11 protein-coding genes are annotated in these 15,995 nt (G+C 47.1%); 8 read left to right on the top strand and 3 right to left on the bottom strand.

The features are described from left to right. Window positions 1–20: 20 nt before the first annotated feature. Both Pan241w_RS07495 and Pan241w_RS07490 read right to left on the bottom strand, forming a co-directional pair. On the bottom strand, window positions 21–425 hold the full coding sequence (locus tag Pan241w_RS07495) for a VOC family protein (RefSeq protein WP_145213204.1): 405 nt from the start codon (window positions 423–425) through the stop codon (window positions 21–23). A 59-nt stretch (window positions 426–484) separates the two neighbouring features. Beyond that, window positions 485–853 carry a cupin domain-containing protein gene (locus tag Pan241w_RS07490; protein WP_145213201.1) on the bottom strand — a complete coding sequence of 123 codons (369 nt, stop codon included), beginning with the start codon at window positions 851–853 and terminating at the stop codon, window positions 485–487. A gap of 207 nt (window positions 854–1,060) precedes the next feature. On the opposite strand from Pan241w_RS07490, the gene Pan241w_RS07485 reads away from it, so the two are divergent. Next, window positions 1,061–1,603 (top strand): hypothetical protein, encoded by a 543-nt coding sequence (locus tag Pan241w_RS07485; RefSeq protein WP_145213198.1) that lies wholly within the window; start codon window positions 1,061–1,063, stop codon window positions 1,601–1,603. Window positions 1,604–1,650: 47 nt separating this feature from the next. Continuing rightward, window positions 1,651–2,190 carry a type 1 glutamine amidotransferase domain-containing protein gene (locus tag Pan241w_RS07480; protein WP_145213195.1) on the top strand — a complete coding sequence of 180 codons (540 nt, stop codon included), beginning with the start codon at window positions 1,651–1,653 and terminating at the stop codon, window positions 2,188–2,190. A 43-nt stretch (window positions 2,191–2,233) separates the two neighbouring features. Here the strand turns inward: Pan241w_RS07480 and Pan241w_RS07475 are convergent, their stop codons facing one another. Continuing rightward, on the bottom strand, window positions 2,234–7,681 hold the full coding sequence (locus Pan241w_RS07475; protein ID WP_145213192.1) for a neutral/alkaline non-lysosomal ceramidase N-terminal domain-containing protein: 5,448 nt from the start codon (window positions 7,679–7,681) through the stop codon (window positions 2,234–2,236). Between the two features lie 208 nt (window positions 7,682–7,889). On the opposite strand from Pan241w_RS07475, the gene Pan241w_RS07470 reads away from it, so the two are divergent. The 6 genes from Pan241w_RS07470 to Pan241w_RS07445 all read left to right on the top strand — a co-directional run bounded on the left by Pan241w_RS07470 (window position 7,890) and on the right by Pan241w_RS07445 (window position 15,983). Further along, entirely contained in the window at window positions 7,890–9,050 is a 1,161-nt protein-coding gene (locus Pan241w_RS07470; protein ID WP_198000379.1) for a XylR family transcriptional regulator, read from the top strand. Between the two features lie 105 nt (window positions 9,051–9,155). Continuing rightward, a complete protein-coding gene (locus Pan241w_RS07465) occupies window positions 9,156–9,641 on the top strand; it encodes a MarR family winged helix-turn-helix transcriptional regulator (RefSeq protein WP_145213186.1) in 486 nt (161 codons plus the stop codon). Between the two features lie 610 nt (window positions 9,642–10,251). After that, window positions 10,252–10,866 carry an RNA polymerase sigma factor gene (locus Pan241w_RS07460; protein ID WP_145213183.1) on the top strand — a complete coding sequence of 205 codons (615 nt, stop codon included), beginning with the start codon at window positions 10,252–10,254 and terminating at the stop codon, window positions 10,864–10,866. A gap of 18 nt (window positions 10,867–10,884) precedes the next feature. Beyond that, window positions 10,885–13,014: a serine/threonine-protein kinase gene (locus Pan241w_RS07455; protein WP_145213180.1), complete on the top strand. Its 2,130-nt coding sequence runs from the start codon at window positions 10,885–10,887 to the stop codon at window positions 13,012–13,014. A gap of 184 nt (window positions 13,015–13,198) precedes the next feature. After that, entirely contained in the window at window positions 13,199–14,656 is a 1,458-nt protein-coding gene (locus Pan241w_RS07450) for a glycosyltransferase family 2 protein (RefSeq protein ID WP_145213177.1), read from the top strand. A 706-nt stretch (window positions 14,657–15,362) separates the two neighbouring features. Continuing rightward, window positions 15,363–15,983, top strand: a complete 621-nt coding sequence (locus Pan241w_RS07445) for a GntR family transcriptional regulator (protein WP_145213175.1) — start codon at window positions 15,363–15,365, stop codon at window positions 15,981–15,983. Window positions 15,984–15,995 lie beyond the last annotated feature (12 nt).

Genomic DNA, 15,995 nt, shown 5'->3' with positions numbered 1-15,995 from the left:
CGCTGTAGAAAGTCTTACGATCATTCAACAGCCATCTCAACCTGATTCTGAAAGCAGAGTTGATAACCATCCGGGTCTTTCACAAACAGCTGATTCATCCCGTAAAACGCTACTTTTGGTGGTTCGAGATCAAGCCCTTGCAATGTCAGTTCTTCAAAAATTGCCTGCGCGTCATCACACAGAAAAAAGAAACTAACCCCTTTGCAACGTTCGGCTGCGGTTCCATCTTCATCGGGACAGGTTAGCTGTAACATCAAAGCCGCATTGCCCCGCTCCAGTCGGCACCAGGCCAGCGTGCCCTCCGGTTCCCACTTGAGTTTCATTTCAAACCCAAGCTGATCGCAGTAAAAATCTACAGACCTGGAGACATCTTCGACATACAACAACGGCACCAGTTCTTGAATCGCAGGAGTCGTTTGAGACATAAAACTATTCCCTTTCCGAATCGAAGTAATAAGAATTGTGAATTAAAAAAACCACAGTTTTAATCTTCTTCAACACGGTGGACCGTATCGGGAGAAAAGGCGGGCGTACAAATCGCGATGTATTCTGCGCCTGCTTCACCGGGAGTACTATACCGTACCCATTCACCCGGTTCCAAAACAATCGCCTGTCCTGCTTTGACTTCGATCACACCGTCAGCGCATTCCACACGCAGAACTCCCTTGAGGACAATCGACGTTTCACGAAACTCCGGCGTTTGTTCCGGCTCTACCCAACCACCGGGAGAGACCATCCGAGCGATGCTCATCGATTCATCACCCGTGTTAGCGCGTCCTACAAATTCTTCGATCTGCTTGGGTTTGTTACCTGCCGCTTCTACGACTGTCGGCTGTGTGATCAATTGAGACATGTCGGTTCCTTTATATGAAAATGATTTCCAAATGAGATCAAAACATCCAATCTCGTAAATTCTCGACGATCGTCTGGCTGCGTACTGGGAAAACAGAATTTGTCATTTTATGATGAACCCAAATGCATTTCAGGGACTTGCCTGATTTCGGCAATCCCACGATTCCCTTCACACTCTCATTATTGAACGGCATCCAGGAGAGATGATATGTTGACAAGTTTGATAATTCCAATTGCATTGTCGGCTGTGGCTTTATTTTTTGCCAGTTTTTTATCGTGGATGATATTTCAACTTCATCGCGATGACTGGAAAAAGCTGGAGAGTGAAGACGAATTCCTGGAAGCGGTCAAACAGCAGAATGTGCCACTGGGTAGTTATATGTTTCCCGGTTGCAATTCACCAGAGGAAATGAAAAGTGAAGAGTATCAGCAGAAATGGAATGACGGCCCGTGCGGCGTCATGACCGTTTTCCCGAAAGTGAATATGGGAAAGAAGCTCGGACTGACTTTTTTGTATTTTCTTGTCATCAGTTTCGCTCTGGCATATCTTTCAACTCTGGCAATTAAGCCGGGTGCAGAATTCATAGTTGTATTTCGCTTCCTGGCAACCGCCGGGTTATTAACGTTTCTCTCAGCCGCCGTACAGCATGCGATCTGGTTTCATAATCGAATTATCGGGCATGTCATCGAATCGATCCTGTATGCTGTCATTGTCGGATTGATCTTCGGGCTGATGTGGCCCGCTGCCTGACTCCCACTATTAAAAAAATTAATCATTCAAATCTAAGGAAAGAATAGATGACTGGTTCCCTTCCCTTATCGGGGCAAAAGTTCCTCTTGTTTGTCGGCGAGGATTATGAAGACCTCGAACTCTGGTACCCCAAACTTCGCCTGGAAGAAGCGGGCGCAGAAACCACCATGGCGGGATTGGAAGCGGGCAAAACTTACCTGGGAAAACACGGTTATCCGGCTGTTTCAGATGCCACGATCGACAGTATCAACGCCAACGACTATCAAGGCGTGATCTGCGCCGGCGGCTGGATGCCCGACAAACTCAGACGCTTTGAAAAAGTCTTATCACTACTCTCTGAATTCCACGAGAGCCAGAAACTGATCGCCGCCATCTGTCATGGAGGCTGGATGCCGATCTCCGCGGGAATTTATCAGGGGGTCAAGGTCACCGGTTCACCAGGCATCAAAGATGACCTGATCAACGCAGGTGCGATCTGGGAAGACGCGGCCGTCACCATGGATCGTCACTTCGTTTCCAGTCGCCGCCCCGGAGACCTGCCCGAGTTCTGTAGAGGCATACTGGAAGTTTTACAACAGGCAACGTAAAGCTGTCTGCTCACTGTCCTGTTCTACGATGTATCAGTTCTCCCTACTGATTGAAAATTCGCTTCGCGTGTTTTTGAATCTCTGGATTGGGATGTTCTAATAACTGTTTTTGAATGGTCGCATCGATCAACTTGGCGGAGACTTTCTCCATCTGAACAGCATCTAATAATGCCACACATCGAGTAGCGGTTCTTAGCAGAGACAGTAGTGCAATTTTACGATTACGGGATGTCAAACGGGGTAGTGCGTCGAGCAAATCTTCTGTTGCTTTGGAATCATTAATATCCCCGAATCCACTCACGGCTCCCATCTGCAATTCTGCCAGCTTGGGATCAGCCAGATAGCGTTTCAACTGGGCCTGACAGTCTGCATAATCAAGCATGGCGATCATCCTAAGCGCATCATAGCGGGTCCCCGCTTTGATTTGTGGGTCATCGGCCATCTTCATGGCTTTCTGGAGCGAATGCTGCCAGCGGGCAGCCAGTTTCGGATCTTCCTTCAAGATGGCTTCGATTCGCGTGCGCGGCCAATCGCCGGCAATCGTAATCCCGTTAATGATCCCGCCACCAATCACTACCGCCTGCCAGCATCGCAGAGTTCCTTTCTCTTCCGGCAAAGACGCTTCGAGTAATTTTTTAATCTCTTCTGCCTGATTTCGTTTCCCCAGTGCAATCGCCTGTCGCCAGATCTCGGGAATTTCACGGTACTCGTCTGGAGTGCCCACTTTGACGCTGGCGACGAGTGATTTGATTTTCGCAACCGGGTCCACCGAAACCGTCGGCTGCTTCGTGTCTCCCGGCTTCACAGGCACTGCCTGATGTTGTTTCCCGGCTGAGCTGCTGCTGGCAAGTGAGATTTCCGACAGAAAGAGCCAGCCCTGTTTACTCTGAAAGTCAACACGAACAAAGCGTGCCCGTTGTTCAGGAAAAGTGATAGCAACCGTGCGCGGATCAATTTCATAGAGCCCCAGACCATCGGGATGATCATCAAAGTCAGAGAACTTGAGCGGATTCCCAAACTGCTGACCGTTATTACTAAAGGAAACTTGAACCGAGGCGGGGGCGTGAATCGACCCGGGTGCATGATTCACGCCGTACACAATTTTTAACGAACGTACCAGAATTTTTTTACCAAGATCAAAATCAAGTCTGGGCTGAGGCTGTTCGCCGGCAAATCGGAACCCAACCCAGTTCCCGTCATTAAATTTCCCCGAAACAGGAGATTGATTCACCAGCTTCAACTTTTTCGGATCATCCGGGTAGTTTGCATCCGGAGAAACAGCTCCGGCATACTTGTAATGAATGGGGGCACTGTGTTCCTGTAGAAAGACCAGTAAATCCGCCATCGCTCCCGGCGGGATCTCGCGTTCCAGACCTTCCGGCATCAGTGATTTGCCGGTATTGCTCAATTCTTCGATTTCTGTTCTGAGAATTGTCTGCACTTTCCCCTGCTGTGCTTTTAACGTAATGCTGTTACTTTGCTCGGACACCAGAATCCCGGTATTAATTCGGCCATCATCGGTGAGTGCCAGATAAGATGCATAACGCCCGTCGACGGCTTTGTTGGGATCGAGTATCGAAGTCAGCAGAAATGATTTTGACTGATCCGTCAACGCCGCCAGGTCCGGCCCCACCACAAATCCTTTGCCATTCAATTTATGACAGTTCGCACACTGTTTCTCAAACACAGCACTCCCCCGCTCGATACTGGCCTGTTTCAGATCGATCGATTGATAGCGTTTGAGTACCGCTTCACGACTGGCACTGGTCGCCACCGAAAACAGTTTCCGGGCACGCTGACTGACTTTCTTATTTTTATGATCAATCAATCGTTGGCGACTGGTTAAGTCAATCTGTGCGGGCTGAATCAGTTTTTTCTCGACGTTGTTTAACAGTACAACGGTCGTCGATTCGCGTGCCAGAAGTTGACTCAGAACTTCTGCCTGCAGCGCAGGCGTAAACTGTTTCCAGTTCTCCAGAACCGTTTTCAACGCCTCCGCATTCTGCGTATTAATTAAACTGCGCACTGCTGCCATTTGAATTTTCAGCGACGTTTGCGGCGTTAATAAATCAGAGATCAACTGCAGATCATCCTGACCTTGACCGGCCTGGACCACAAACGTAATCGCAGCAATCCGCTCTGCTGCCCCACGCTCGGAATCTGCCACCAGTTGACGGGCTCGTTCTTGTAATGTTTTGATCTGTTGACCTAGCGCCTGATCCTGGCTGAGTTTCGCGGCATTGCTCACTTCCAGAATGCGAGACAACGCCGCCCACTCCCAAAGAGGCGTCTTCTCATTCTGAACTGCATCAGCCAGCAAATGCGAAGCAACCTGCTGCAGAACAGCCGCATCTTTGGTCGCGATCGCCATCCCCAGTAAGGCCTCAAAAACCGGCTGCAGCTTGGGTTGATCACTGACTTGGGGAATCAAAACGGCGATCGCCGGTGCCAGACGACTCGGTTCGAAACTGGTCAGCACGGCCGACCTGATATAGACATTCCCAGAATGCTGTTCCATCAACTGTAACAACGACTGTGTTGCCATTTCGCTTTTTAATTCGCCGAGAGAATAAGCCAATTGTAAAATGACAGACAAGTCTTCTTCCTGCTTGACTCGCTGTAGAACGGCATTTGCCAAAGGCTTTGATGCATTCAAAAATGGCTCTGACAATCGCAGGGCTTCTCTGCGAACTCCCGGATGCGAATCCTGAATTCGTGGTAGTAACAACTCTGAATCGAGAGCCTGCAAACCGTCTAAAGTGCAGAGTGCTTGCAGACGAGATTCCGGTAAGTTCCCCTCCGCGGCAATCGACTTCAATTCTGGAATGCATTTTTCGTCTGCCCGCAAGATCAGTTCCTGCTGTACCATATCACGCAGTGTACCATTTCTGCTTCGGAGCAGCTTCGCCAGATACTGCGGTTCTAACTCTTTCAATTTCGGAATCGGTTTATACTGCTGTTCTTTGCGAGAGATCCGATAGATTCGGCCCCGTGTTTCTCCCGCACGCACATTCAGCTTCTGGACTGCTTCGGGTGAAAGAAACTTGGGATGCTCGATGAGATAGCGATACATGTCCACGATTAGCAATGATCCGTCGGGCGCGGGTCTTGCTTGTACCGGCCGAAACCAGTTATCGGTTGAAGTCAAGAATTCCCGATCCTGTTCTTCCGGCGCACGTGTCCCAAAAAATGTCACTCCTTCCGGCTGGATGACCTGACGATGCACAAGCTGGTTGACCGGTTCACAGACAAACGTGTTCCCTAAAAAACCGTTCCCCAGTCGTCGATCCCGGTAAAGTCCCAGCCCACAGGCAGACGTCGGTCTCCCGCGCTGTCCGCTTAAATGAAACTGAACCAGTTCTCCCACGGGGTAGAGCTGGCTGGGATCATCGCCTCGGGGAACAGCAACCTCAGGCGGAGGCGAAACCACAAACGGATTCTTACGATAATAGGATTCATTGACGGGATAATACACGCACAAGCTTCCATTACGACAACCAAACCAGTTCCCCCAGTCATCGCGCACGCGGCCCTGTTGGGTTCGGCCGCTGACTGGCTCCAGCACACCGGTATCCGGTTTGAACCGAAAATCACGATTCGTCACATTCACTGTCTGACCATTAAACGATTTGATGATGCCGCCGAATAAGCCACCCGACGCATAGACCCAGTTATCAAGTCCGGGAACCAGACTATTCACCCGTGCCTGATAATTATGGGTGGCGAAGCCAGTTAAGATTGTTTTCTGCAAGTCGGCTTTCCCATCGCCGTTCGTATCTTCCGCATAAATCACATCGGGAGCCGTACAGACCAGCACGCCCTGCTTCCAGACCATCAAGCCGGTCGGAAAAGGCAGCCCTTCCAGGAACACGGTCGCCTTGTCATAGACGCCGTCTTTATCCAGGTCTTCCAGAAATTTGACAACGCCCCCCGGCTTCAGATTTCCATCGATGCCATTCGGATAATCCCGCATTTCCACAATCCACAATTTCCCGTCAGGACCGAATTCCACAGCGACGGGATCAATGACCAGAGGTTCCGCAGCGACCACTTCAACTTTGAGATTGTCAGCGAAATTCATGTGGGAAATCGATTCGGCGGGAGTCAACGGTCGTTTGCCCCCCGTTCGACTCACATCCTCTTTCGCTTGATAGGCATCCGGTAATTGTCGATCTACTTCATCCGTGATTTTTTTCTCTAGCCCGGACGCAAAAGGACCAGGCAAGTCATACCAGACCATTGCATTCCGGCCTTCATAGCCCCCTTCCTGCAGGACCCGTTCGGAGGGTATATAACAGGGAACGTCGTTCGCATAGGAGGTCACCCATAGCTTCGAGCCATGGCGTTGCTTTATCGCCAATGAATAATCGACAACAACCTCTCCTCCCAAAAAGACCATCGCCAGGTCATCACCAAAGACCCAGGATTTCACCGGGTAAACTATTTTATCCGTTAAGGCCTGTCCCCGCTCCAGACGTTTGAGATTCTTTTGCGCATGATAGCCCCTGATCCCCTTTTTCTGTGCGCGCTCTTTCCACTCATCCTCTGTCGGCAGCTTGTCCAGCTCAAGTGTCAGTTCGTCACTCTCCGTTTTCAGATCTCCTGATAGTGGGGTTAATTGGCTTTTGAGACGCTGGCGGACTCCGTCTGCGATGCCTTTTCCATTGACCCGTGCCGCCCCCTGATCATCGCCTCTGAACTTCGGATTCTGATCCGCACCACAACCAATCACCACCATCGCCATACAACCGGGAATATCTGCTTCAATCCCCTCGACAGCGCAACCGGCCCAGTCGCCGGACATAAAGGGAACTCCCCCTAGCGTCGTACAATGGCAGGCATAGTTCACCAGGATCGCACGTGTCTTTCCATCAATACCTTTGACCTGCAGGATCGGCAGGTCATGATCTTTCGGCCCGGTAATATTGCGGCGATTTTTGGCAAACGTCGCCGTTCCAATTCCCCACTCCAGAAGCGAGGGTTCGGTCTTATGGATGGCTTCTTCCGCCACTTTCGTCAGTAGAAGCGTCAAGTCCTGAGTGTAGCGATCTATTCCCGCCTGTTCTGAAGTAGTCAGATCTTTGGTATATAAGTTGGGGAGGACTCCTGTGAGCATTGGAGCCGCGTGCGTATGAGTGGAGCAGATCACCAGATTCTGAGGAGTGAGGGAATACTCATCTTTCAGATTCGCGACAACGGCTTTCGTCACGGATGCGGGAACACCACAATTATCAACCGATATCAAAATCTGTGGTTGATGATTTTCAGAACGAATCACAATTGCGCGTGCCCAGAGTTGCTGCTCGACCCGATCTATTGGCTTTGTACTGCGTGAGGCATAGCCACTTAATATCACCGGGTAATCAGGAGTGATATCGACTTTGGCGATGCCTACGGAATAAGTTTTCGTTTTTTCAGCAGATAAACTGGAAATGCAACCGCCTGCAACGATCACTGCCATTACAATTCGAAGTACAAATATTTGCTTCATCTTGATTTCCTCAAAGCAATTTCGGTCAGTAGCGCATCAATCGTTAAAAAAATCATAAATCAGATTCCAGATTTCCTGTTTCTTCAAAACTCATTCATCTATGATCTGATTTTGAATGATCATATCCAGTCTAACCGCTCGGCTGACGCAGGATCAATCCAGTGTTGCGTCATTCTCTTTTATTTTTGCGACACTTCAGAAAGAGACCATGTCCCGTTCTGCTACACCACAAGTTGCCATCTTCATTGAAACCTCAAAGACCTTCGGGCGTGGAATCTTACAGGGAATCTCAACCTATTCACGAACGCATGGCCCCTGGTCTGTGTACATTGATGAATGGGGACCAGCGACGACTCTTCCCGATTGGATGAAACAGTGGGAAGGAGACGGCATCATTGCCCGAATCCGCTCACAACAGATGTCAGATCGGCTCCAGCAATCGGGCGTACCGATTGTGGATACATTACAGCAGGTGCCTGACCTGGGACTCCCCGGCGTTTATTCCGATGATCGTGCTATCGCACAAATGGCATTTGAACATTTACGCGACCGACACTTGAGACACTTTGCATTTGTCGGCGTGGAGCGTGCCAACTGGTCAGTACGTCGCAGGAATGCGTTCGCAGAGATCTCACACCAGCAGGGATTCGAATGCGATATTTATTCCCCCCTTTCGCGCAGACGTTTTGTGGAAAGTTGGAATGGCGGTCAGGAAGATCTGGGAGACTGGTTGGAATCGTTGCCGAAACCAGTTGGTTTAATGGCCGCACACGATTTGCGCGCTTTATGTGTTTTGGATGCCTGTCGCCGTCGCAATATCGCCGTCCCGGAACAGGTCGCTGTCGTCGGCGTCGACAACGATGACGTTTTCTGCGAAGTCGTTGACCCGAATCTTACCAGTATCACACACCAGGCAGAACAGATCGGTTATCAGGCAGCCGCCCTGCTCGACCTCCTGATGCAAGGAAAAGCCGCACCGGTTCAACCTCTGATGCTGCCTCCCCGAAATCTGGTTCCTCGCAGATCGACCGATATTATCGCCGTCGATGACGTCGCCATTGCCTCCGCACTGGAATTCATCCGACGCAATGCCTGCACGCAGATTAATGTTTCCCAGATAGCACAGCATGTCAATCTTGCCAGACGCTCCCTGGAACGACGCTTTATGAAACTGGTTGGTAAAACACCACATCAAATACTCGCAGAAGAACGGCTTCGCCGCGCAAAACAACTTTTGATTGATACCGACTTCACACTCGAACAAATCGCTTCCATGGCCGGATTCTCCAGTGCCGCCTATCTGAGCGTGGTCATCAAAGAACAGGAACATTGCACTCCAAGGGAGTTTCGAAATCAAACTTTTCGCTGAAATCGTTGACCAATCTCCGCCACGATGCAGTATCAGCAGCCTATTGACTACCTGATAGCATACACATAAAATAATCCAATTACGTTTCACTTGTCAGGGATTAAGATGGCACAAAGCAATTTGCAACAAGAGCTTAGAAAAAAACAACCTTTCGCTTCTCCGGAGCAAGAAGCGATCCTGAATATCCTGCGTACCAGCGATGTCTTTCATAACCAGTTTGGCAGATTATTTCGTGAGTATGGCCTGACACCTTCCCAATATAACGTACTTCGAATTTTACGCGGAGAAGGAAAACCAATGCCTTCTCTGGAGATCGCAGATCGAATGGTCCAGGTCGTCCCGGCAATCACCGGTTTACTCGACCGCTTGCAGGCACAGGACTTTGTCAAACGAAATCGATGCACCGAAGATCGGCGCGTTGTTTATATTGAAATCACTCCCAAGGCACTCAAACTTCTGAAAGAAATTGACGAACCGGATCTTTGTCTGCATCGCAAACTGATTGGGCATTTGAGTTCAGACGAACTAACGGAACTCTCACGGCTTCTTGAAAAAGCGCGCACATCACTGGTTTCAGTAGATCAAAACTAGTTCATTTATCATCCATATAAATAGATCACATGTAAAGATTTTTTCAGATTCACTTTAGAACCTCAGTCGGTTTCAGATCAGTAAAGCTGATAGACCGAATTCGCCTCAAGCCTCAAGTATGGCAGATATTGACTGATAGCAAATTAACACTACGAAGAAATACCAAAGCCAATCACTTTCTCCCCTACTAAGTCCATCAAACCAGTTTTGAATTGAGCAATTTACTGAACATGCTCGGTTTGAGAGGTTTGGCCAAACATTCTTTCCTGTTTTTTTGGTCCAAATCTTTATTCTTTGCCTATGATCCTCTACTTAACTGCGGTTATTTTGTAGAGAGTTTTGATATAAAGAATGGTGCACTTCCCACTCAATCCTCGTTACAATGAGAATTGAAAATCACTCCAACCAATGCGTACCTGAAAATATGATTTCATTCTGTGTTATGTTTCAGTAAACTAATACATACCCTGATCTTTATATATAAGCCCTGAGTTGAGTAGAATGGAACAGACTCCACTCAACACATACGTATATTACTTCGCACATACACAGCGACACGGAGCCAGGAAAAACGATGGATCATTGCTAAATCCCTCAAAGGAACGACTGAATGAATTACGGCTCCGACTGGCCATCAACACATATCACTCTCCTGAAACGTGTGCGCGTTCCCACGGATTCAGAAGCATGGAGAGAGTTTGTAAAAATATATGGCCCTTTAATCTATAATTACTGTCGAAAATTTCGATTGAACGACTGTGATTCGGAAGATGTGTGCCAGGAAGTGTTCCGCCAGATCAGCACCTCGTTTCATTCTTTTGAATACAATCAAAAACTGGGACGTTTCCGATCGTGGCTGGGTACCGTCACATATCACGAAATCTGTCGTTTTCACAAAAAGGCCCAACGATTTAAGAACCAGTCGGGGGCCAACGGGCTTCAGGACTTTATCTATGAGCAACCAGGGGAAATTGATGCGATGTGGTCAGATGAATTTTGCAGCCACATCTACACCATCGCTCTAGAAAATATTCGGCCTGAATTTGATGAAAAAACCTGGAGAGCATTTGAGCTGACCTGGATCAAAGACATCCCTTCCAAAATAGCCGCAACTGAACTGGATACAGACATAACCTGGATCTATAAAGCAAAGTTTCTTGTACAAAAAAAACTGAAGGAGGAAATTCAACGACTCTCTTTTGATAGTGTTGTCTTTCAAAAATAAGTTGATCCCGAGTTTTTCATGGAAAAGTGCATCGCGGAAAGTTTGTTATTCCAGTATCTCGTCAATGATCTTGACGAAGAGATGGGTAACCTTGTTAAAGACCATCTGAATCAGTGCCCCCTTTGCCAGAAAAAAGCAGAGGCATACTCAGAAGACTATGAACTCAAACAGTGGCATGATTCCCATCAGCGGCAACAAAGTCATCCGGATTCACAAAATCATCCCTTCACCGAAGATCGATTAGACCGATTATTCAATTCGACGGTGTCCTCTATTCAACGGTCGAATCTCCAGCAGTTGGAGAAAGACTCATCAAAAAGCACTCAGCGTCCCAGTCAGAGTTCCAGCGCGACTTTCAATAGAAAGCTGGAGCAAGACACTATCAGAGTGGTTGGCAACTATCATTTAATCAAAAAAATTGGCCAGGGAGGGATGGGCGTTGTCTATCTGGCTATTCATGCACATCTTAAAAAACAGGTGGTGCTGAAACTGTTACTGAACAGCGACTGGGAAAACTCGAATCAGACACAAAGATTCTATCGCGAAATGGAACTTGTGGGACAACTGGATCATCCCAATATCGTGAAGGCAACTGATGCTGGTGAGACAGATGAAACCTGCTTTCTTGTCATGGAATATCTGGAAGGCCATGACCTGAAAAAAATTCTCAAAATAGAACGCGCGCTCTCCATCACCGCTGCCTGTTCCATCCTGAGACAGGCAGCCAATGGGTTTCAGTATATCCACAATAACAATCTGATCCACAGAGACATTAAACCATCAAACCTGTTTTTAACGACAGCGGGGAAGATTAAAATTCTTGATTTGGGCTTAGCAGGGCTCAGCCATTCCGAAAGATCTTTCAGTGATCTGACTGACAGCAATTGCATCATGGGGAGTGCCTACTATATGGCTCCCGAACAGGCACTCAATGTCAAATCGATTGATCAACGCTCAGATATTTACAGCCTGGGATGCACATTCTATCAACTGCTCACAGGACGGCTTCCTTTTAAAAAAAACACTCCCGTAGAGACGATTATTGCCCATCGGGAAGATACCGCTCCGCACTTATCCGACTACCTTCCTGAAATCCCTGAGCCACTGGAAGAATTATTTCAGTCAATGATCCAAAAAGATCCAAACGACAGAATCCAGACGATGGCCGAGATTGTAAAAAAAATTGACGCCTTCCTGGCTCAGGAAGAGGATATTCATTTCAGCGAAACATCAGACACCAATCTGACCCATAGCCAGGAGCTGATTCAGCTATGCCAGAATACCGATTTATCCCCTCCCGTTGAGGCATTGAATCAGTACTCCAGCACTCTGTTTCAGCCGACATATCGGTTTTGGAACAAAAAAAACATACTCCTGTTAATTATGGGAGTTGTCTTGTTAAATACAGGACTGCTTTATTTCATGGGGTTCAATCTCCCCCAACCTCATCCCATTCCCATCCCAAAAATTTCTCCAGAAGAAGCCCAGAACCAAAGAGCAGCAGCCGAATGGGCTTTAAAACATGAATGCGAACTTACACTGCGCCTGGCAAGTGGTTCAAACATACTGGTTAACAATACGTCAAAAGGATTACCCAAGAATGATTTTCAAATCCTTAAGCTTAAGCTTTACCATGACCAGCCTTTAGACAAAAACTTTCTATCTCCCTTAAAAAATATTATGAGCCTGAAAGAGCTTCGGTTAGATGACTGTGTACTTGGTGATGATGCACTCGTTCCTATCAAAGGTCTCACTTCTCTGACACTGCTGGATATTCACTCTACCAACCTGACAGATAAAGGCTTATCTCATATCAGCGAGTTAAAAAATCTAAAAACGCTTTCCATGAAATCAAACCCAAAATTGACTGATGCAGGCCTGCAAGTCCTGAATCAGCTGACTCGATTAGGAGACGTAGATCTGGCTAGACTGAAAATCACAGACAAAGGCATCGCGTTTATCCAGAATAATCCAAAACTGTTCAAGCTGAATATCTCAGATACAAAAGTAAGTGATGCCTCTATCCCACACATCATCGCACTCAAGGTACTTAAGACCCTACGGATCAAGAATACTGAGATTTCAGAAAAAGGTATCGAAGAGATCAGGAACGCCTTTAAAGATCATGACCCTGTCTCATTTGATTAAAATCATTATTTCAGTTCTCTCTTTTCACTATTATCGCTTACCGCTTTTCACATCCTGAGTGCAAGTTTGCTCATCACTTTAACAAATCTCTGATGATTCTCATCTTGACCTGTTTGCCCCTTCCTGAATACTTCATATAAGTATATTTCTATAGAATCAACAGACCATTAAAAAGGGCCCCAAAATGGTAGGTAACGCTCTCTGGCCGGAATCGGATAGAACGCATCAACAGAATCGTCCTTCTGCGCAACCGAAAGTCCGTGAAGACAAAATCAGTATTGTAATCGCCGCCAGAAATAATGCCCTGTTTCTGGCAGAGGCTATTGATTCGGCTTTGAATCAAAGTATGCCTTGTGAAGTGATTTATTCTGATGACTGTAGCTTTGATGATTCTATTGATATTGCCAATAGCTATCACGACCAGGGAGTCATCACTCTGGAAACGCCTTATCACATCGGAGTCTGTGAAGCACGAAACCGCGGTGCAGAGCAAGCAACGGGAAACTATCTTTTATTTCTCGATGGAGATGATATCCTGCCGCCTGATTATGTAAAAGAACACTGGGAGACAATGACTCCAACGACTCCCTTTGTATATGGGGGAGCAGAAGCCTTTGGAGATTTCACAACTCTCTGGGATGCCCCGGAATGGAAACAAGGGCAGCTCTGGACAAGAAATTTTGTAAATACTTCTGCGCTATGGAACCGTCAGGCATTTGAGACGGCTGGTCGCTGGCAAAACAAAATCAATACCATGTGGGACTGGGATCTGGCTTTGCGAGGTGCAAGACTGGGTGCGCCTGCATTGAGTACGGCGATTCTGAAATATCGCCAGCATACAAGTTCCTGGTCTGCAAATATACAAACCAAATATGAAAAGCGACAGGAAATCCTGTTACCACAAATGCGCCGCTCATGTGCGAGACTCAGCGTCGGATCCATTATCAGTGGCAGGCTTGCTGAATTTTTTCCGCAATGGATTTCAGCTGTCGCCCAGTCTGTCAAACTGATCAATTCCACGGAACCGGTCGAACTGGTGCTATTAGATAATTCCAGGAATGAAAATATGCTATCAATGATGAGAACGGAAACAAATCGATATCAAAATACATTTGAAACAATCAGAATTATCCCCCATCCTGTATCTTTCAGTTATTCAAATGAGAAAGAACGCAGGAATCAGGTAGCAAAGTTTATGGCTCACTCCTGTAACCGCCTGAACGTAGAAATGAGGGGCGATGTGCACTGGTTGATCGAAGACGATATCCTGGTTCCACTGGAAGCAGGTGCGAATCTGATGAATCAGCTGACCGATGGCTGGGTTCCACCGAATGCGGTGAGTGGCTGCTATCGAAGCCGCCATGCGGAATCACAATTTGTAGGCGGGCATTTTGACGACTATCATCTCGTCAACGCGTTTACCGAAATTGGCACTGAAATCACACCCGTGGATTATTGTGGAACGGGTTGTCTGATGTTCTGGAAAGACCGAACGCCTCGCTATTGGGACAGCCATTATCAGCACGCACCCGCACACGACTGGGAATGGTGTGCGCGAGTCAAAAAAGCGGAAGGTGAGATCTTAATGCTGCCCTCAGTCCATTGCGGCCATGTGAAGACGCCGGATGAGATTCTCTATTGAGATGAGATCTAAATCGAACAAGGGCACAAAAAAAGAAAAGCACAGGCTCACGTACACAATGATAGGAAGCAGGCACTAGTCCCCTAACGTTGCGTGCTCATTAAAAGCAAGTGAGCCCATGCATTTTCATGATTAGTTCATTCATGCTTATCACAGTAATGAATGACACCCTCTACCCCCCTATAGCGCTTCTCAAATCATTTCTTCCCGTTTTTTTCTAATATTTCGACTATTATTTCAAAGAAAAAAACGCGACCATACAACACACCAGAGCAGTACTGTTCTTTTGACACTTATTCACATAGTTAAACTAATTCACAAAAGCATGCTACTTTAGCAACTGACTGTAATTTATCATAAGTCATTATTTAATATATCGTTATGTCTAACACATAGAATCATCCATCAATCTCACCCTGTACAGACAAATCTGCATTACTCAATTCCTTTTGTCAATTTGATCACCGAACACAGAAACTATACATTTAAACATAACCCTAAATCAAGGTTTTGAATATTCTCAGTTCAAACACGATGTTTTAATTTGACAATATATTGTTAACAATTTACAACTTGAGTTTATAAAAGCGAAAAGTGTGGAGTAAAATGTTTACTGCTCCGAATTCAGCCTGGGATCACCGGCTGGTTCACAATTAGAAACAACAATGACCAAAGGCAAACAGAGCGATCGCTTTAAGGAACGCCAATGAATGAAACACAATTAGTACGAGGCTTGGGCGAACAGATCGTAGAGCGTTTGCGAGAAGATATTTTTTCGGGCAAAATCGCAGAAGGAGAACGCCTACGCGAGGTGGATCTGGCACAGCGGTTCGCCGTCAGTCGCGGTCCGATTCGAGAAGCCATCCAGCAACTCGCCTGGGAGGGAATTGTAGAAACAGATCGGAATAAAGGCGCTCTCGTATCTACCTCAGCCCCCAATGAAATCACCGAATTGATCATTCCCCTGCGTTGCACGATCGAAAAATACGCGGTCCGTCTTTTTTTTGATACTTTAACGGAAGACGATTTTCTCGTCTGGGAAACAATTTTGGAGAAAATGAAACGTGCTTGCGAAGCGAAAGATTTCACACTGATCTCAGAACATGATATCGCCTTTCATCGTGCTTTAGTCACTCGCTCTCATTCCCCTGACCTGTTAGCGATCTGGTCTGCTATTGTCTCTCGCGTGCGACGGCATTTTCGTGAATCTCATTTAAGGTATACCAACCCGATTCAAATCTACGAAGAGCATCTTCCGATACTCGACGCGTTGAAAAATAAAAGTCTGACAGAAGCACTGGAAACGATCGAACATCATATTGAATAAATCAGCTGAAAT

Origin of the sequence: Gimesia alba, from assembly GCF_007744675.1 — a bacterium.
In the GTDB taxonomy this organism is placed as follows: Bacteria; Planctomycetota; Planctomycetia; order Planctomycetales; family Planctomycetaceae; genus Gimesia; species Gimesia alba.
The sequence above is the reverse complement of the archived record's forward strand: the minus strand, read 5'-3'. Positions and strand labels throughout refer to the sequence as shown.